The organism is Pseudoalteromonas sp. AS84, from assembly GCF_038900255.1.
Taxonomy (GTDB): Bacteria; Pseudomonadota; Gammaproteobacteria; order Enterobacterales; family Alteromonadaceae; genus Pseudoalteromonas.
On record NZ_JBBMQY010000005.1, the window covers coordinates 25,914 to 45,599 of the forward strand.

12 protein-coding genes are annotated in these 19,686 nt (G+C 39.0%); 11 read left to right on the top strand and 1 reads right to left on the bottom strand.

Annotated features, from left to right (window positions below):
- Nucleotides 1-12 precede the first annotated feature (12 nt).
- The 4 genes from WNY79_RS07185 to WNY79_RS07200 all read left to right on the top strand — a co-directional run bounded on the left by WNY79_RS07185 (nt 13) and on the right by WNY79_RS07200 (nt 5,888).
- Nucleotides 13-2,220: a polysaccharide biosynthesis tyrosine autokinase gene (locus tag WNY79_RS07185; protein ID WP_342875494.1), complete on the top strand. Its 2,208-nt coding sequence runs from the start codon at nt 13-15 to the stop codon at nt 2,218-2,220.
- Between the two features lie 15 nt (nt 2,221-2,235).
- Nucleotides 2,236-2,964 (top strand): CpsB/CapC family capsule biosynthesis tyrosine phosphatase, encoded by a 729-nt coding sequence (locus WNY79_RS07190; RefSeq protein WP_342875495.1) that lies wholly within the window; start codon nt 2,236-2,238, stop codon nt 2,962-2,964.
- The gene (locus WNY79_RS07195) at nt 2,957-3,688 is read left to right on the top strand and encodes a VpsP family polysaccharide biosynthesis protein (protein ID WP_342875496.1); all 732 of its coding nucleotides are present in this window, start codon (nt 2,957-2,959) and stop codon (nt 3,686-3,688) included. Before WNY79_RS07190 ends, WNY79_RS07195 begins: the two co-directional genes overlap by 8 nt.
- Before the next feature lie 241 nt (nt 3,689-3,929).
- Complete coding sequence (locus WNY79_RS07200) at nt 3,930-5,888, top strand: acyltransferase family protein (RefSeq protein ID WP_342875497.1); 1,959 nt, start codon at nt 3,930-3,932, stop codon at nt 5,886-5,888.
- A gap of 127 nt (nt 5,889-6,015) precedes the next feature.
- Here the strand turns inward: WNY79_RS07200 and rsmF are convergent, their stop codons facing one another.
- Complete coding sequence (gene rsmF / locus WNY79_RS07205) at nt 6,016-7,467, bottom strand: 16S rRNA (cytosine(1407)-C(5))-methyltransferase RsmF (RefSeq protein WP_342875498.1); 1,452 nt, start codon at nt 7,465-7,467, stop codon at nt 6,016-6,018.
- A gap of 265 nt (nt 7,468-7,732) precedes the next feature.
- Between rsmF and WNY79_RS07210 the strand changes: the two genes are divergently transcribed.
- From WNY79_RS07210 to WNY79_RS07240, 7 genes are all read left to right on the top strand, one after another.
- Nucleotides 7,733-8,419: a GntR family transcriptional regulator gene (locus WNY79_RS07210; RefSeq protein WP_342875499.1), complete on the top strand. Its 687-nt coding sequence runs from the start codon at nt 7,733-7,735 to the stop codon at nt 8,417-8,419.
- Between the two features lie 292 nt (nt 8,420-8,711).
- On the top strand, nt 8,712-9,590 hold the full coding sequence (gene prpB, locus WNY79_RS07215) for a methylisocitrate lyase (protein WP_076923873.1): 879 nt from the start codon (nt 8,712-8,714) through the stop codon (nt 9,588-9,590).
- Between the two features lie 312 nt (nt 9,591-9,902).
- On the top strand, nt 9,903-11,027 hold the full coding sequence (prpC, locus tag WNY79_RS07220; RefSeq protein WP_342875500.1) for a 2-methylcitrate synthase: 1,125 nt from the start codon (nt 9,903-9,905) through the stop codon (nt 11,025-11,027).
- Nucleotides 11,028-11,203: 176 nt separating this feature from the next.
- Nucleotides 11,204-13,813 carry a Fe/S-dependent 2-methylisocitrate dehydratase AcnD gene (gene acnD / locus WNY79_RS07225; protein ID WP_342875501.1) on the top strand — a complete coding sequence of 870 codons (2,610 nt, stop codon included), beginning with the start codon at nt 11,204-11,206 and terminating at the stop codon, nt 13,811-13,813.
- An 11-nt stretch (nt 13,814-13,824) separates the two neighbouring features.
- Entirely contained in the window at nt 13,825-14,991 is a 1,167-nt protein-coding gene (gene prpF, locus WNY79_RS07230) for a 2-methylaconitate cis-trans isomerase PrpF (protein WP_342875502.1), read from the top strand.
- Nucleotides 14,992-15,492: 501 nt separating this feature from the next.
- A complete protein-coding gene (locus WNY79_RS07235) occupies nt 15,493-18,525 on the top strand; it encodes a hypothetical protein (protein ID WP_342875503.1) in 3,033 nt (1,010 codons plus the stop codon).
- Nucleotides 18,526-18,587: 62 nt separating this feature from the next.
- Complete coding sequence (locus tag WNY79_RS07240) at nt 18,588-19,679, top strand: hypothetical protein (protein WP_024599342.1); 1,092 nt, start codon at nt 18,588-18,590, stop codon at nt 19,677-19,679.
- The last annotated feature ends 7 nt before the right edge of the window (nt 19,680-19,686 follow it).

A 19,686-nucleotide genomic window follows, 5' to 3' on the forward strand; every position in this document is an offset into this window, starting at 1 on the left:
AGGCAGTAAATAATGAATAAGTTTGAGAATAATTCAATTGATAATGAAGATGTTATTGATTTCACTGTTTATCTAAAGGTTATACAGCGTGCTAAGTGGCGTATTGTTGGCTTTTCGGTAGTTGTTACTTTATTAACAATTATGTTTGCTCTAACTCTGGTGCCGCAATATACGGCATCTGCTACTTTACTTATCGAATCAGAGCAATCTAAAGCTGTTAGTTTTGAAGAAATTTATGGCCTTGATACCACAAAAAAAGAGTATTACTTAACGCAGTTTGAAATACTTAAATCTGACAGTATTGGCCGAGAAGTAATTACCAAGCTTAATTTAGAAGAACACAGTGATTTTATTCCTAAGCCTAGTTTAATGGGGGAAGTTAAAGGCTATGTAAAAGGTTTACTGCCTTTTTTAAATAAAAACGAAGAAAGATATTTATCTGCAGAAGAAAAAGCAGAGCAAAAAATGCTTTTTTTACTGAGTATTTACAAATCTAAACTAGGTATTGAACCAATCAGAAATACCCAATTAGTAAATATAAGCTATGAGTCGAGCGATCCCGCTTTAGCCGCTTTAGTTGCTAATGCTGTAGGCGATATATACATAGAAAGCCAAATGCGCGCGAAAATGGGAATAACTCAACAGGCTTCTAGTTGGTTAAACTCGAGGTTATCGCAACTTCGTATTCAGCTCGATAACTCAGAAGAGCGCTTACAAGACTTTAGAGAAGATCAGCACCTTATTGATATTGAAGGTATTGCAGGGCTTGCAACACAAGAGCTTGAGCAAATATCTGCTCAGTTAATTGAAGCACGCAACGAAAAAAATAAACTAGAGAGTATAAACCGAGTTATAACTGAATACGGCAACAACAACCTTGAGTTATTAGGCAGTATGCCTGAAATAACATCGCACAGTGTTGTTCAAAACGTAAAGCGTGATGTAGTAACTGTTGAGCGTAAGTTAAGTGAGTTAAGTGAAGTTTATGGCCCTAAGCACCCTAAAATTATATCGGCAAGTGCTGAGCTTGTTACCGTAAAAAATAATCTTAATAAACAAATTAAAGATCTAATTACGGGTATTGAAAAAGAGCTCAATAGGGTTACAAGAACCGTTGGTGCACTCGAAAATGATTTAAATAATATTAGAGCGCGTTACCAAGATATTACCCGTAAAGAAACTCAATACAACCAGCTGAAACGTGAAGTAGAAACAAACCGCAATATATTTAATACGTTTTTATCACGCTCTAAAGAAACCGAAGTAACAAGCGATTTTACCTCTGCGGCGGCGCGTTTTACCGATCGAGCTTATGCACCAAACAACCCAAGTAAACCTAATAAAAAGCTTATTGTTGTGCTTGCATTTGTAGCGAGCTTTGTTTTTGCAATAGTTATGAGCTTTATTTTTGATGCCCTTAACGATACTGTTAAAACTAAACCAGATGTTGAAAGCAAGTTAGCTCAACGAATGCTTGGCTTATTACCACAGGTAAATTTACCTAAAAAAAGTGTATTGCCAATGCACGCATACCTTGACGAAGCGTATAGGCGCTTTGCAGAATCAGTACGAACATTTCGTACCAGCTTACTTTTAACTCAGCTTGATAAACAGCATAAAATAATTGCAGTTACTTCTACAGCACCAGGTGAAGGTAAAACAACAACATCTTCTAATTTAGCAATATCTTTAGCTCAAATGGGTAAAGTATTGCTAATTGATGGTGACTTACGTAAACCAGCTATAGCTAAGCGATTTGAAATACCGGTTTATCACCCTGGTTTAACAAATTTAATAGTGGGTACAGAAGAGCTTAGTGAATGTGTTCATGTTGATGAAAAGTCCGGTGTAGTGATAATGCCAAGCGGGCAAATACCAAGTAACCCACTTGAGTTGTTATCAAACATAAAATTTACACAGTTGATTGAACACCTTAAAACTCAGTACGACCATATAATTATTGATACACCACCAACACAAGCTGTGAGTGATGCATTAGTTATAGCGCAAAGTGCTGATTCGGTAATATATGTTGTTAAATCAGACGTTACCCGTATAAAACCAATTAAGGCTGGCCTTGAACGGTTATTTGAGGTAAAAGCGCACGTAGCAGGTGTGGTGCTAAATCAGGTGGATATGAGCAAGTCTAACGATGAGCATAGCTATGGTTATTACGACTACCACGATTATTCTAAAAAACCTGAACCAGAAAACACTTAAACGGCCTATTACATTGTGATTGATATACACTCACATATTTTGCCAGGTATTGATGATGGCGCTAAAGATTTAAACGAGTCTTTAGCGCTATTAAAAATGGCGCAAAGCGACGGTATAACACATATTGTTGCAACCCCACATATTCATTTAGGCCGGTATAATAATTCGGTTCCCCAACTTTTAAACGATTTAACCCAATTAAAAGCAGCTTGCCTAGCTCAAAATATTAATATAAATATTGCAGTAGCTGCTGAAGCTCGCCTTGATGTTGAGTTAATGCCGCTTATTTTAACTAATAAACTTCCGTTTATTGGCAAAAAAAATGGCTTTAATTATTTATTGTTAGAACTACCTCATTCACATGTGCCTCAAGGGTACGATAAATTTATTACCTGGCTTGCTAAACAAAATATAAAAGTGGTTATTCCGCATCCAGAGCGAAATCGTGATATTCAGTCAAACCTATTTTACATCGAAAAACTAACACAGTTAGGATGTGAGTTTCAGTTAACAGCGTCAAGCATTGAAGGCCTATGGGGTGAGAAAGCTCTGTACATTAGTGAGTATATGCTTAAAGCTGATTTAGTCAGTTATATTGCATCTGACGCGCATTCGGTAAAGCGCAGGCCACCTATTTTAAGTAAGGCAAAAAAACGAGTAACCGACATGCTTGGTGAAAGTAAGTCGCATGCACTGTTTGTAACAAATCCTATGTGTTTAACTGAGGTATTGTTTAATGATTGAACAGCTGGTTATTAAGCGATTACACCTTACTCTGTTGGCAATAGTTACACTCATTATTTGTTATTTTAGTTTGCAAAGTATGCGCGCTAATGCTTGGTATTTTAGCTCACTAAATACAGTACAAGAGCTCAGTAACACCTCACTCCTTGATGCACCTGAGGTTTATAGTAATGAGCTCAACAAAGCCCAAAATGCTATTAAGTTAGCTATAGAGCTTGAACCTGAACATGCCCATTATTTACATTTTTTGTCGTATATTAAGCTCCTAGCTTTAGCTAACACCGATCAAGCTCAAACTGAGCAAAGTAAGCTAGATACTGAATATAAAGAGATACAATCGCTTTTACTTCATTCTACCCAGATTAGAAGTTCATGGGCTGAAACTTGGATTGAGCTAGCTAAAGTTACTAGTTACCAAGAGGGTCCAAGTAAACAAGTTTTAAAGTATATTGATCAGGCCAAAAAAGTAGGCCCATACAAGCTTGAGGTGCATTTGGGTATTATAGAAATTTCATTAGCAAATTGGCAGCACTTACCTCCTGAATATAAAGCATTGTATGTAAACTCTTTAAGCATGGCTGCCCAGTATGGTTATCGATTTAACAGTATTTACACTATTGCGGAACAATTAAATCAACTATCTACTTTGTGTATGTCACTACAATTTGGCGCTGCATACAAAAAACTTAAACAGCGTTATATTTACAAACAAACCTGCAAATAAAAACGCCCAGAGGCATATGAATAAACCTCTGGGCTATAAAGTGACTCAAAATTGAGTCTAGCGTTAACTAAAACACTTTCTTGGTTCGTTAGGGAGAAGAAAGTACTTTAAAGTGTAGTAAAGCTACTCAAAAAAGCATAACTAATTTTGCCACCAGGTTACATTTGATAACAAATGGTTAGATTAATTATGCGTTTCAGCGTTTTTGTTTAAGTGCTGTTTTACTGTTAAGGAATACATTGTGCAATTTAGAAAAGATATAAATGGACTTAGAGCTCTAGCTGTAATTGGTGTGGTTTTATTCCATTTTAATGCAACTTGGTTACCCGGTGGTTTTGCTGGAGTTGATGTGTTTTTTGTTATATCGGGTTTTTTAATGACCGGCATAATATTTAAAGGAATAGAACAAAAAAACTTTTCTATAATGCGCTTTTATATCGCGAGAGCTAACAGAATAATTCCAGCACTAGCGGTACTTTGCTTTGTAATGCTTCTTTTCGGTTGGCTTTATTTACCCCCTTTAGATTATGAACTTCTTGGTAAACATGCTTTAAGTAGCATTAGTTTTTTATCTAACATTACATATTGGACTGAAGCTGGTTATTTTGATGCTGCATCTCACGAGAAGTGGTTGCTACATACTTGGTCACTTTCGGTTGAGTGGCAATTTTATATAATTTACCCACTTGTATTGGTGTTTATTCATAAGTTCACAACTATTAAATTAATGAACTACTTAATTGTAGCTGCAACTTTTTTAGGCTTTGTATTTTGTGTTTTTGCTAGTTTTAATTGGCCGAATGCTGCTTACTATTTATTACCTACTAGAGCGTGGGAAATGATGATTGGCGGTGTAGCTTATCTATTTCCAATAGTGTTCAGCAATAAAAAGAAAATAATTTTAGAGCGACTAGGTTTGATGTTAATTATAGGTTCTTACTTTATAGTCACTAAAGAAGATGCATGGCCTGGTTATGCTGCTTTGTTGCCAGTATTGGGTGCCTTTTTTGTGATTTTGGCTGCTCGTGATGAGAGCTTTGTTACAGGAAATGTAGTTTTTCAGAAGATAGGTGCATGGTCATACTCAATTTATTTATGGCATTGGCCGTTAGTTGTTGGTATTTATTACTACACGCTAAACGATATTTATATCTTCTTAGGAATAGCACTTTCTATACTTTTAGGCTTTATAAGTAATCGATATATTGAAAAAATCAGGTTTAAAAATGGTTTTCATAGCGCTAGAGCTTACTTAAAATGTAAACCTTTATATATCATGTTGTTTATTAGTATTCTAAGTTTGAGTGTTATTGCTAATAAAGGAGATAATTATTGGGTTAATAACCTTGATAGCACTGGATATAAAACTTACTCCCTTTTATTTAATAGAGATAAAGAAAATGATGATTTGGGGGTGGATTCTGAAGGAGGTCAAAATTTCTCTAAATGTAATTTCAATATTACTTCACTAACAGATGCAATGAAAGTAAAGCTAAAGCAATGCGAGTCAACTAATAACCCTGGAGTTTTAATTCTTGGTGATAGCCATTCGAAAGATCTTTTTGGTATGGTCTCTTCGGCATTTGAAAACGACTTTATTGTAGGGATAACAAATACACAAGGTTGTAGGCCGCATACACAGAAAAAAGATTGCCAAGAACATTATTTAAAAATCAAACATTTTTTAATTAATAATAGCCATATTTTTGAACACGTTATTTATGAGCAGGCTGGTTTTTATTTATTATTAGATGAAAATAAAAACAAGGGAACCAGAGAGATGTTTAATAAACTGGCACTAACTGACAAAGTAGAAAATATTAAGATTAACGAAGCTTATGTTAACCAAGTAACAAGTTACCTGGCAGAAATTAGCGAAGCGATACCTGTAACTTGGTTTGGACCCAGGATTGAGCCACACTTTTCTCCTCAGCAAGTACTTTCTAGAGGGTGTGATTCTAAATTTAGTTTGAGAGACGGTCATAAAATAGTATTTAATAACCTAGATAAATATATTTTAGCTGAAGTATCTAAGCGAAAAAATTTAAAATTTTCATCTCAAAACAAGCTTATTGATTATAATTTTCAAGAAGACTTTATGACCTGTGAAAGTCTTTTTTGGACTGACGGTGATCATTTATCTAGTATTGGTGAAGAAGTTTTCGGTGAGCGTTTACCAGATGATTTTTTAGTTTTCTAATAAAAATAGTTAATAAAGAGTACATAAAAGTCTACTTTGTTAACTATCCATGATTTTCTACTTAATATAGTTTAAGTCCGAAATTTATAAGAAGGGAGTTAATTGAAGCAATTAACTCTGTCGCATTTTAAACCCAGCTTATTAACTTCGTATTTTGCACTAAATCTCGTGGTAGTGAGTTTTTGATCTTATTTTTTTGCCATTTTCCTAAACCAATAGGGCAGCCGCACAGCGTTAATACCACTTCACCTATTGTTTGAGTTGCCTCAGTTAAGCGTATATCTTTACCTTGAAAATAATCATTCGCTTGCTCGTTATTTAAAGCAAATACATTGGTTTTACACTCATTGCCAAACACGGTTGCAAACTCGTGCGTTAGCCTCACGCCGTTTTTATGAATAATGCCAATTTGAATACCTAAACGTGCATATTTAATTTTGTTTTGTACGGCTTCAAACCCTTCAGGGAATAACCACAGTTCTTTATCGCGCTGCATTAAACTACCTGGCAAGGTAATTAACTCAAAATGTTCTTTAAGCGATTGGATAAATGCAGCACTTTGCTTTTTATCAAACTCGTTAAACGGGAATGCACCTTTTTTTACTGTTTGATTTGGGTTATTGCAATTAGCGTGCTTTTTAAATTTAGCAATAAAAAAGCCTTCGCTGTCGAACGTTTGTGGCCATACATGTAAGTAGCCTTCACTTGTGGTGGCTTTGCTTGCACCTTCAAATAAGTCGCTTAGGGATTGCGGTGCTATGTAGTCACCAAACTCACTGAGTAAATAATCGCACACTTGTTGGTTTTCAAGCGGGGTAAGAGTGCAGGTTGAATACACTAACGTGCCACCTGGCTTTAATGCGTAAAATGCGCTTTTAATTAAGTCTTTTTGTACTTGAGCTATTTGTATGTTTGATTCTATTGACCAATTTTTAAGAGCGTCGGCATCTTTACGTACAGTCCCTTCGCCAGAGCAGGGCGCGTCTAGCAATATGCTATCAAAGCATTCAAACATGTAGTTGCCAAATATAACGCCATCAAAGTGCGAGAGCGCACAGTTACCAACGCCCATACGTTTGAGTGTTGCGCTAAGTACCTTTAAGCGAGATGACGAAAGCTCATTTGCAACAAGCACGCCTTGGTTATTCATAAGCGCAGCTAGTTGTGAGGTTTTAGAACCCGGTGCTGATGCCATATCAAGCACGAAATTATTTTGAGAGTCTGCGAGTTTAATGCTTTGCTTTAAGGCAATAGGGGGCAGCATTGAACTTGCTTCTTGTACATACATAGCACCACTTAGATGTAAGTCGGTATTACCAAGGGCTAGGTTTTGTTCTTCATTGCTTGGGCGCTCTAGCCAAAAGCCTTCACTGCACCAAGGGATTGGGGTTAACAGCCAGTTTTTTTCATTTGCACGTTTTACAAATTCTTCAATGCTAATTTTTAATGTATTAACGCGGATAGATTTTCTGAGGGGCCTGCGACACGCATTTAAAAAGTCATCTAAGTTTAGATGCGCTGGTAAATAGGTTTTTACGTCGTCAATAAAGTGCTCAGGAATAAAAGTGTTGGCGTTCACGCGTTAGCTCATACTATAAAAATAAAGCGCGATAATAGCATTTATATAACGCATTTTCAGCGCTTAAAAACGTAACATCCAATTTATTGCTATGTCGACACTTTATTGGTTCGGCCTATTTTAAAGCGTACTTAATACGACTTTAGATTAATAGTGTCGACAATGGGTGTGTTTTTTAGTCGTTTTGATAGGTTTAAGGGTTGACATGATTTTTTAATAAGCCCATAGTAACCACATTAATTGTCGACAATCTAAAAAATAACTTATGACACACACATTTTTAAACGAAGCGCCTATAACTACCGCATCAGATCAAGTATTTGTAGATATGCGCCGTGAGATTGTTGAGGGCAGCATAGTTCAAGGCAGTAAAATATCAGAGCCTGAGCTTGCCAAACGTTATGGTGTAAGCCGTGCAACGCTTAGAGAGGCGTTAAATCGCCTAGAAAGTTGCTACCTTGTTGAGCGTAAAGCTAACGTAGGTTGCCGAGTAGTTGCCCTTACCGCTGAACGCTTGATTGAAGTTTATCAAGTTCGCAGCTCACTTGAAGGCTTAGCATGTAGGCTTGCTGCCGACAATATGGAACCCGAAGAAGTAAAAGGTTTAAAGCAATTACTTAATCAGCACCTACAAACACAACGTGTTAAAGAGGGCGAGTCTTATTATCAAGAAGCCGGCGATTTAGATTTTCATTACCGTATTATTCAAGGCAGTAAAAACGCGCATTTAATTCATTTACTGTGTAATGAGCTTTATCAATTAATACGCATGTACCGAGTACAAATGGGCATGGTGGGGCCGCGTGTATCAAAAGCGTTTGATGAGCATTTAGCTATTATTAACGCCATTGAAAACCACGACGGCGAACTGGCCGAAATGCTTATGAAGCGCCACATCAGTGCATCGCAAGCAAATATTAAAACCAAATTTGATGTATACCAATCAATATGAGTATTCGAACAATTTAACGGATTAAATCGCTCCGTAACGTCGTTAAAAATTTTTTATTTACGACTGCATGGATGCAGGAGGTAGAGCAATGCAGGGAGCAATTGCCGAGAACCACTAAACATAAAAATTATTGCCTAGTTACAGAACGATTTTCTTATCGTTAAATAGACCTCATACCCATAATGATTGGTATGAGCTTCTAAAAGTTAAGTAGAGCAGTTAAACAGTCATAATTACATATTAAAACTATAAGTTACTCCACGTAGCAACCGTTCAAAGTGAGGAGAAAGTAATGTCAGCAGGATTAAAGTTTAAACACGCTATTGCCAATAACCGCCCGTTACAAGTGGTAGGTACTATTAACGCCTACACAGCGATGATGGCAGAAAAAATGGGCCACCAAGCTATTTATCTCTCAGGTGCCGGTGTGGCAAATGCCTCGTTTGGTATGCCTGATTTGGGTATGACAAGCCTTGATAACGTGCTTGAAGATATTCGTCGTATTACGGGTGCTAGCGATTTACCACTACTTGTGGATGCCGATACCGGTTGGGGCGGCGCGTTTAATATTGCACGCACAGTAAAAGAAATGACTAAAGCGGGTGCAGCGGGTTTTCATATAGAAGACCAAGTAGCGCAAAAACGCTGTGGCCATCGTCCTAATAAAGAGATTGTAAGCCAAGGTGAAATGGTTGACCGTATTAAAGCGGCGGTTGATGCAAAAACCGATAGCGATTTTTATATTATGGCGCGTACCGATGCATTTCAAAAAGAAGGTTTAAATGCTGCTATTGACCGTGCAGCTGCCTGTGTTGAAGCCGGTGCTGACGCTATTTTTGCAGAAGCCGTGCACGACCTTGCCGATTACCAAGCATTTGCAAAAGCGATTAACGTTCCAATTTTGGCAAACATTACTGAGTTTGGCCAAACACCTATTTACACAAAAGAGCAGCTAAATGATGTAGGCGTTGAAATGGTGCTTTACCCATTAAGTGCATTTAGAGCTATGAACAAAGCGGCACTTAACGTGTATTCAGCAATTTTAAATGAAGGCTCGCAACAAAGCCAAATTGAAAATATGCAAACGCGTTCTGAGCTTTACGACTTTTTAGATTACCACACGTACGAGAACACACTCGATACCCTTTTTTCATCAAAATCTGACAAATAATAACTATTAAATAAGGGCGTGTTGAACGTTGGTGGTTGAATTTGCAGCAGTGTGTTTGGTTTTTAGGTAAGGCAGAGCCTATGAAGTGTGGTTATTCCACATAAATAGGCGATAACGCAGCATAAAGACCAAACATGCGCTGCCCCTTAGGTTCTTTCTAGGGACGATTATCTCTTTGTTGCTCGGTTTTTACTTAGTCCACTAGGTTACAAACTTCGCGCCGCGATTTAATCGCCCCTAGATTGAACAAATTTCAATCCACAAAGTTCAATACGCCCTAAATCACACACAAATTTAAGATAGGAGAAGATCATGGTAGATAAAGCATTAGGCGGCGCGGGTTTACGCGGACAAGTGGCTGGTCAAACAGCATTGTGTACTGTTGGGCAAAGTGGTTCTGGTTTAACGTATTGTGGTTACGATATTAGCGAACTTGCCGAAAAAGCGCAGTTTGAAGAAGTGTCTTTTTTACTTTCACGCGGTGAGTTACCAACCACAACCGAATTAGCAGAATATAAAGCTAAACTTAAAAGTTTACGCGGCTTACCAGATGCACTTAAAACCGTGCTTGAAAATATTCCTAAAGACGCGCATCCAATGGATGTAATGCGCACGGGCTGCTCAATGTTGGGTAACCTTGAAATGGAAAATGACTTTAGCGAAGCCAATGATGCAATCGACCGTATGGTTGCTGTGTTCCCAAGTATTATTTGCTACTGGTATCGCTTTACACACGACGGCGTACGCATTGAAACACAAACAGATGACGACTCTGTTGGCGCACATTTTTTAACGCTGTTACACGACAAAGCACCAAGCGAGTTATTTGCACAAGTGATGAACGTATCACTAATTTTATACGCAGAGCACGAGTTTAACGCATCTACCTTTACGGGACGTGTGTGTGCATCAACTTTATCTGATATTCACTCTTGTGTGACAGGTGCGATTGGTACGTTACGTGGGCCATTACATGGCGGCGCCAACGAAGCGGCTATGGATATGATTCAAGGCTTTACAAGTGCTGAGCATGCTGAGCAAGAAGTAATGGGGATGCTTGAACGTAAAGATAAAATAATGGGCTTTGGTCATGCTATTTATCGCGAATCTGATCCACGTAATGTAATTATTAAAAAATGGTCTGAAAAACTAGCGGCTGAGGTAGGCGATACAGTGCTTTACCCTGTGTCTGTTCGTTGTGAAGAGATTATGTGGCGCGAGAAAAAACTGTTTTGTAACGCCGATTTTTTCCATGCATCTGCTTATCATTTTATGGATATTCCGACTGAGTTATTTACGCCAATATTTGTAATGAGCCGCGTTACTGGTTGGACCGCACATGTAAAAGAACAACGTGCTAACAACCGTATTATTCGCCCAAGTGCCGATTACACAGGGCCTGATGCACGCAGTTACACACCAATCGAATCAAGATAATAGGTTATCAACTCTTAAGTGTGTTTGAGCAATTTAACGGATTAAATATGACCTCACATATGAGAGTTGGTAAGTAAATAAAGGTGAGTTATATAGCCACCTTTTTCAGCTTTATATAAAAATACTAAAAAGATAAGGCTTTCTTGATAACCCCGTCACCAATTAGCGAATTTATTATGACCATAATTAATAATACCCAATACCGTAAACCTTTACCGGGCTCAAATGTCGACTACTACGATACGCAAGAAGCCGTAGATGCAATTAAGCCAGGTGCATACGCAACACTACCTTATTCATCACGTGTATTTGCCGAAAACTTAGTACGCCGATGCGACCCTGCCATGTTAACCGATGCACTTAATCAGCTAATTGAGCGCAAGCAAGATTTAGATTTTCCGTGGTATCCGGCGCGTGTGGTCTGCCACGATATTTTAGGCCAAACAGCACTTGTTGATTTAGCAGGGCTTCGTGATGCAATTGCAGCCAAAGGCGGTGACCCAGCAAAAGTGAATCCTGTGGTACCCACGCAGTTAATAGTGGATCATTCACTGGCGGTAGAGCATGCCGGTTTTGATCCTGACGCATTTGAAAAAAACCGCGCTATTGAAGACAGACGCAATGACGACCGCTTTCACTTTATCAACTGGACAAAAACTGCGTTTAAAAATATTGACGTTATTCCACCGGGTAACGGCATTATGCATCAAATTAATCTTGAAAAAATGTCGCCGGTTATTCAAAACCGAGATGGCATTGCCTTCCCAGATACACTAGTCGGTACCGACAGCCACACGCCACATGTTGATGCGCTGGGCGTTATTGCTGTTGGCGTAGGTGGGCTTGAAGCTGAAAGTGTTATGCTTGGCCGCGCTTCTTATATTCGCTTACCCGATATCGTAGGTGTTGAGCTAACAGGTAAGCGCCAACCAGGTATTACCGCAACCGATATTGTGCTAGCTATTACTGAATTTTTACGCGAGCAACGTGTTGTATCTACTTATTTAGAGTTTTACGGTGAAGGTGCTGACGCGCTTACACTTGGTGACAGAGCAACCATTTCGAACATGACGCCTGAATTTGGCGCAACTGCAGCTATGTTTTATATCGATGATAAAACCATAGATTACTTGCGTTTAACCGGTCGCGAAGAAGAACAAATTGCCCTTGTAGAAAACTACGCTAAAACAGCAGGCCTTTGGAGCGATAGCTTAAAAACCGCAAAATATGAGCGTGTACTTAAGTTTGACTTATCAAGCGTAGGGCGCAATATTGCCGGTCCATCTAATCCGCACCGCCGTGTATCGACAAGCGATTTAGCTAAAGAAGGTATTTCGGGCGTTGTTGAAAATGAAGAAGGCTTAATGCCAGACGGCGCATGTATTATTGCCGCGATTACTAGCTGTACTAATACTAGTAATCCACGCAATGTAATTGCCGCTGCACTACTTGCCCGTAACGCAAATGCTAAGGGTTTAATGCGCAAACCTTGGGTTAAAACCTCATTAGCACCAGGCTCAAAAGCGGTGCAATCGTACCTTGAAGATGCAAACCTACTAACAGAGCTTGAGCAACTTGGCTTTGGCATTGTTGGTTTTGCGTGTACCACCTGTAATGGGATGAGCGGTGCCCTTGACCCTGTTATTCAAAAAGAAGTAATCGATCGCGATTTATACACTACAGCGGTGCTTTCGGGCAATCGTAACTTTGATGGGCGTATTCATCCTTATGCTAAGCAAGCATTTTTAGCGTCACCTCCTTTAGTTGTTGCGTACGCTATTGCAGGTACTATTCGCTTTGATATTGAAAAAGGGATACTAGGGCAAGATCAACAAGGCAACGATATTACGCTTAAAGATTTATGGCCATCAGATGAAGAGATTGATGCAGTAATTAAGCAAAGCGTTAAGCCAGAGCAATTTAGAAAAGTATACGAGCCGATGTTTAATTTAACCGTAGATTACGGTGAAGATAACGATCCACTTTACGACTGGCGCCCAGAAAGCACCTACATTCGTCGCCCTCCTTATTGGGAAGGTGCACTTGCGGGTGAGCGTACAATGACTGGTATGCGTGCGCTTGCAGTACTTGGCGATAACATTACAACGGATCATTTATCGCCATCAAACGCAATTATGGCAAGTAGTGCCGCTGGCGAATACCTGACCAAAATGAATGTGCCAGAAGAAGACTACAACTCGTATGCAACGCACCGAGGCGATCATTTAACAGCGCAGCGCGCAACATTTGCAAACCCAAAACTACTTAATGAAATGGTGCTTGACGAAAACGGCGATATTAAACAAGGTTCATACGCACGATTAGAGCCGCAAGGCACCAATACACGCATGTGGGAAGCAATCGAAGCCTACATGGAGCGTAAACAGCCGCTTATTATTGTAGCCGGCGCCGATTACGGTCAAGGTTCGTCGCGTGATTGGGCGGCAAAAGGTGTAAGGCTTGCAGGTGTTGAAGTAATAGCAGCAGAAGGTTTTGAGCGTATTCATCGTACTAATCTAATTGGTATGGGCGTTTTACCACTTGAATTTAAAGCGGGCACAACCCGTAAAACTTTAAAGCTGGATGGCAGCGAAACATACGATGTAGCGGGTGATTTGAAACCAGGTGCTACTGTTAATTTAATTATTACCCGTAAAGACGGTGAAGTAGTTACTGTGCCTATGAAGTGCCGTATAGATACCCAAGAAGAACTTTCTATTTACGCGGCTGGTGGCGTGTTACAACGCTTTGCTCAAGACTTTTTAGAAGCAACGCAATCTGCATAAGGGCAAATATTATGTTTAAACCGCAAATTAAAGTGCCTGCAACCTATATGCGTGGCGGCACCAGTAAAGGTGTTTTTTTTAATTTAACTGACTTGCCAAAGCCTGCTCAAGTAGCAGGCGAGGCGCGGGATAATTTATTACTGCGCGTTATTGGCAGCCCCGATCCGTATGCTAAGCAAACGGATGGCATGGGCGGCGCTACATCAAGTACTAGCAAAACTGTAATCCTAAGTAAAAGTGAGCAAACTGATCACGATGTAGATTATTTATTTGGTCAAGTGGCGATAGATAAACCTTTTGTAGATTGGAGCGGTAACTGCGGCAACTTAACGTCAGCAGTGGGTGCTTTTGCTATTAGTAATGGTTTAGTCGATAAAAACCGAGTGCCCGATAACGGTGTTGCGATTGTGCGTGTGTGGCAGGCTAATATTAAAAAAAGCATATTAGTGCATGTCCCTATGACCAATGGCGAAGTGCAAGAAACCGGCGACTTTGAGCTCGATGGCGTTACCTTTGCAGCAGCTGAAGTAAAACTTGAATTTATAGACCCCGCTGATGGCGATGGCGCGTTATTTCCAACCGGTAACGTAGTTGATGACTTAAAAGTACCGGGTGTTGGTACTTTAAAAGCAACAATGATAAACGCAGGTATTCCTACTGTATTTATTAACGCCGCTGATATTGGCTATACCGGCACAGAGCTGCAAGACGATATAAATAATAATGTTGATGCACTTGAAAAGCTCGAAACCATTCGTGCTTACGGCGCTGTTAAAATGGGCTTAATTACTAACATTAGTGAAGCGCAAGCTCGCCAACATACGCCTAAAGTTGCGTTTGTTGCCGCACCTTTAGATTACAAAGCATCTAGCGGTAAAATTATTGAGGCTGCAAACATTAACTTACTCGTACGCGCTATGTCGATGGGTAAACTGCACCATGCCATGATGGGCACAGCTGCGGTTGCTATTGGCACTGCTGCAGCAATTGAAGGCACACTCGTAAATATAGCTGCTGGTGGCGGCGCATTAAGTGAAGTTAACTTTGGTCACCCATCAGGTACGCTAAAAGTAGGTGCTGAGGCTAAAAATAATGCAGGTAATTGGCAAGTTACCAAAGCGAGTATGAGCCGTAGTGCGCGCATATTAATGGAGGGGGCTGTAAGAGTGCCTTACTAGTCAGTGTCGAAGTTAAGCACAACTAAACATTTATTTTAGTTAAGTAAACAAGTTTTATAAACGTTTGCTTAGCTAAAGTAAAACCCACTAACCTTTGATATAAACAATCCTTTTTCATTAATTTTTCGAATTATCCTCTTTTTTAGCTCTCATCCATCGCATTTACTTGAAGAATATAATTAACAAACTAGATTGTATGTAATATTCATTTAATAAAGTGAATATATTGTATCAATATGTGCTGGTTCTTTATGAGTGTCTATAGGTTATTGAATAATAGAGATGCTGATAAAGAAGTAGCTCATAGAATAAAGATAAATACTTCTATAAAACGTATAAATATGTAGCATAACTATATAGCTTAATGGTATTTTTAATGTTCTGGTAACAAAGGTTATGATTGTGTACTTTTTTAATGCTTTTTAAACATAAAAGCTTACACAAGCCACTATCAACTAAACTAATTTCTGATACTCATTCCAGGCTATCAAGGAGAAATAAATGGTAAAGCGTACGATCAAATTTACACCTATTGCAGCTTCAGTTGCACTTACATTAGGCTTAACAGCATGTGGTTCGGACAATGACAGAAACATTCCTGTTACACCTGTAGAAGCTTTTACTGCAACAGGTGATGCACAGTTCAACATAGAAGTAACTGGTAAAGCAGTTAAAGGTTCAATGAAAAGTGCAGTAGTAACTGTAATGACTTTAGATGCATCTGGTCAAAGCGTTCCTGTTGCGTTTCGCTCAGCTGCTTCAGCAGAAGCAGAGTCTTTTTCTGAAGAAGCACTATCACAAAGTGCTGCTGATGCTGCAGTAGAAGCAAGTAAAATTGCTGCTAACCCTGAAGTATTAACTGATGAAAGCGGCCGTTACAGCATCTACTTAGATGATGACTTTACTGGACCAGTTTACATTACTGTTAAAACGTCTGCAGAAGGCGATGATAGCTTTTTACGTTGTGACGCTTACGTAGGTTGTGGCGATTACGATGTAGCGCCAGAAGAAGATGACGTAAATGATGGCGATACTGCGATTGAGTTTGGCGAATGGTACAAAACTGACCTAGAGCTTTCAGTTGTTAAATTTGTTCCAGCTGTTGAAGCAGATACATCTGGAGTAAGTGGTTCTGCAGGCGATGCTAATGTAGAAGCTTCTTATAAAGCTAATGTTACTTTCTTAACATCGTTAGTGGCGGCTCTTCTTCTTGACTCAGGTTCAAGTGTAGATGAAGACGCAATTGCTAAAGCAAGCTTAGATACTGTTGTACAAGTAATGGGTCAAGACGCTGCACTTTTACTTTCAGCTATTATTGGTGATTTATCTAACGGCGGCGCTGTAGATTTAAGTGACGTTGATGGCGAAGAAGAACTTACTGACGGTATTTTAGCAATTGCACAGCTTTCATCTTCAATTCAAGGTTTACCTTCAATTGGTGATGTAATGAGCAGCATTAAAGCTGGTATTAAATCAGGCCAGTTTAAAGGTAATGCTGATGCTAGCATTGCAGCAATAGCGACAATGTTACAAACAGCTATTACAAATACTGCAAATGTTTTTGTTGCCATTGCTACTGGTACTGAAGATGACATTAAAACTGCATTAGAAGCCGCTTTCGCAGCAAAAATTCCAGCTCCTACTGCTGGTGAGATAGTTGCATTCGCTGCTAACTCAGCTGATGTTGCTAAAAAAGCAAAAGCTGCTAAAGATAAAGCTGTTAAAAATGGTGCAGCAACTGATGCGAGCCTTGCAGCCGCTGCAATAAAAGTTAAAAAAGCACTAGAAGTAATTGGTTGTACTGGCGCAGAATGTACAGTTGGAGATGACTTTTATACCGCTCTAGCAGCTGCTTTAACAGTAGAAATTACAGCTTCTCAAACTGCACTTACTACATTAGAAATGAACATTGAAACAGCTCAAAGTTCACTTGCAGATGTTCAAGCAATGGGTGGCGACGCTCTTACAGCTGATAACGCAGCTGCATTTGTAAGCGCTGTTACATTACTTAAAAACGAAGCTACTACAGCTGATTTAACAGCTAAAGCGGGTTCTATTTTTGTTAAATCACAAGGCTATGTAACTGCTGCAAATGCTTTAGTTACTCAAAGCTCTGATTACCAACAAATACTTGACTCTGCAACGTTGTTACAAACAGATGCGTCTGTAGCTGTAACTGACACAGTTGCATACGACTTAGCATTAGCTGCACTAGTAGCTGAAGCAGAAGCTGCGATTGAAACGTTTGATGTTGCTCTTGCTGCAGCAAAATTAGTTGCTGAAGACACTGCAGACGTTGCTGATGAGAAAAAATCAGTAGCAGACACAGCTGAAGCGGCTTCTACTAGCGCACTTGCTAACGCAGAAAATGCAATGGTAGATACAGCTGCAAACGCAACAGAAGCTCTTGAGCTTGCAATGACTGCCGTTACTGCTGCGTCTGATTTTGCTGCTGCTGTTGATGCACTTGAAATTGCTATTGAGCAAGCACTTGTTGCTGCTAATGCCTACCTAGAACTTGAAGGCGAAGGCGCACAAGCAATGATTGATGCGCTTACAGCTATGCAAACAGCTGCTGTAGCTCAAGGTGAACTAGCTAGCGAGCAATTTGTAACAGCTTATAATCTACAGCTTGCTGCTGAAACTGCAGTTGCAAAACTTGAAGTACTAACTTCTGTTAAAGCTACATCAGAGTCTTTAGCGACAATGACTGTGCTTACTAACACTGGTGGTCAAGCGGTTATCGATGCAGCAGACGTTCTTGCCGACGTAATTGATGAATTAGCTGAAATGGGTAATAACTCAGGTACAGGTACTTCAACTCGTAATGCTGATTGGGATTATGCTTATAATTTAGATGATCTTACGCTAATGCTTAGCAATGCGACTACAGGTGAGATGATCAGCGCAGCTGCATCTTATCAAGACAATCAGCTTGTTGTTGCTTGGGGTGCTACGCTAGTAGGTGAAAATGACGCTTCAGTTAAGCTTGTTACTGCTGATACACAAACACAAGCACTTACAGATTGTGTTGAATTTGCCGCTGGAACTATTGATGCTACTCAAATTGATTCATGTTTAGTATTTACTTTTGATGGCGCAGTGACGGCTGATAATGTAGATGATGCAGAAATCTTAATGACTGAAACCACTAACCATGTTGAAATCATGGATGGCGATTCTGGCTTTACTGGTATGTTAAGTCTTACTGCTGATGATGCAACAGATTCAGGCTCTATTACATTAGAGGGTGTTTCTGGTGATGTAGACTTTAAAGTAATGACTACATTCATCGACAGCGACATGGAAGAAGCAAGTGCTTTAGATATTACAGTAAATAATGCAATGGGTTACACATTGTCTATTACTGGTAATGAAAGTGCAGGTTACACTGGTGACGTTATGGCTATGTACAATGAGATGATGATGTCTTTTGGTACTGCAGCTAAAACAACTAATGGTCTTTCAATTACTTACATTGATGGTGATGTAGTTGATTACACTGATGTTGATTTAATTGATTCATCTAAGTAATATTTAAACTATAAAAGGGGAAAGCAATGCTTTTCCCTTTTTTTATAGAAAGCGATCAAATTATGAAAAAAAAAATTCTCTTGTTAGGATTTTCAACAGCTCTTATTTCTCCTCTTGCTTCCGCAGATAACCAATTTCAAATATTTACTCATTTTGACGCAGAAATTTATACAGAAGCACAACCAGTACAAGCCTTTGTAGATGATTTTGATGCACCATTAAAATCGGGTGACAGTGCATTTACCTATAATATATTTGAAGTAGGTGTTGGCTACGGTAATTTTAAAGTAGGTTTACAGAGTCGTTACGACTATGTTCTTAACTTTGATCCTGATACAGCTAAATATACCCATACTGAAAAAAATGATTTAGAGTTTGAAGACAGATTTTATACTTATTACCTTGATGCTAAACAAGCAACCTCTAATGGTGTGTTTGTATCTTATGACTTTAAATTTTTAGATAAAAATGCATTAACAATAACACCTAAACTATCTGTTTTTGCTAGCTCGCATTATCAAGACGCGATTGTAAATGGTGAAATTTATAGTGATGAAGTTGAAGGTGCTGTAACGGTTGATTACAACTTTTCAAAAGATATATTATTTAAAAAGTTTTCACCTTCAGAAAAACCTGAAGGCCTTGGCTATAGCCTAGATATTTTTGCTGATTGGCAAGTAAACGATGAGCTTCAGGTTGGCTTTAGCGTAAAAGATTTGCTCTATAAAACAGAGTATGAAGACAGTGGCTCCGTAAAAGGGCAAACTACTGAAATTCCATTTAGCGAAGATGACAACGGCGATATTATTACTCAGCCAACAGTTTCATTAAAAACATCTGCATTTGGAAATACGGTATCTCATGATTTCGAAATGGAAATGCGTCTACAAGCATTTGCTGATTACAGAATAAACGATCGGTTTTCAACTCAGTTAACTTTAAAACGATACGACAAAGACACGTTTAGCCAATTAAAAGGCCGTATTCACTTTTGGGATCATTGGAGAGTGCAAGCAGGCTACGAAACAAAAAGTGAAGCATTTTTAGTTGGTATAGAAAACGAATATTTTGGTCTTAATTTACAAACTGATAGCCTAGATTTAGATAAAGCCTATTATGCGAATGTGAATTGGTACGTGAACATTAAGTTTTAAGGAATGA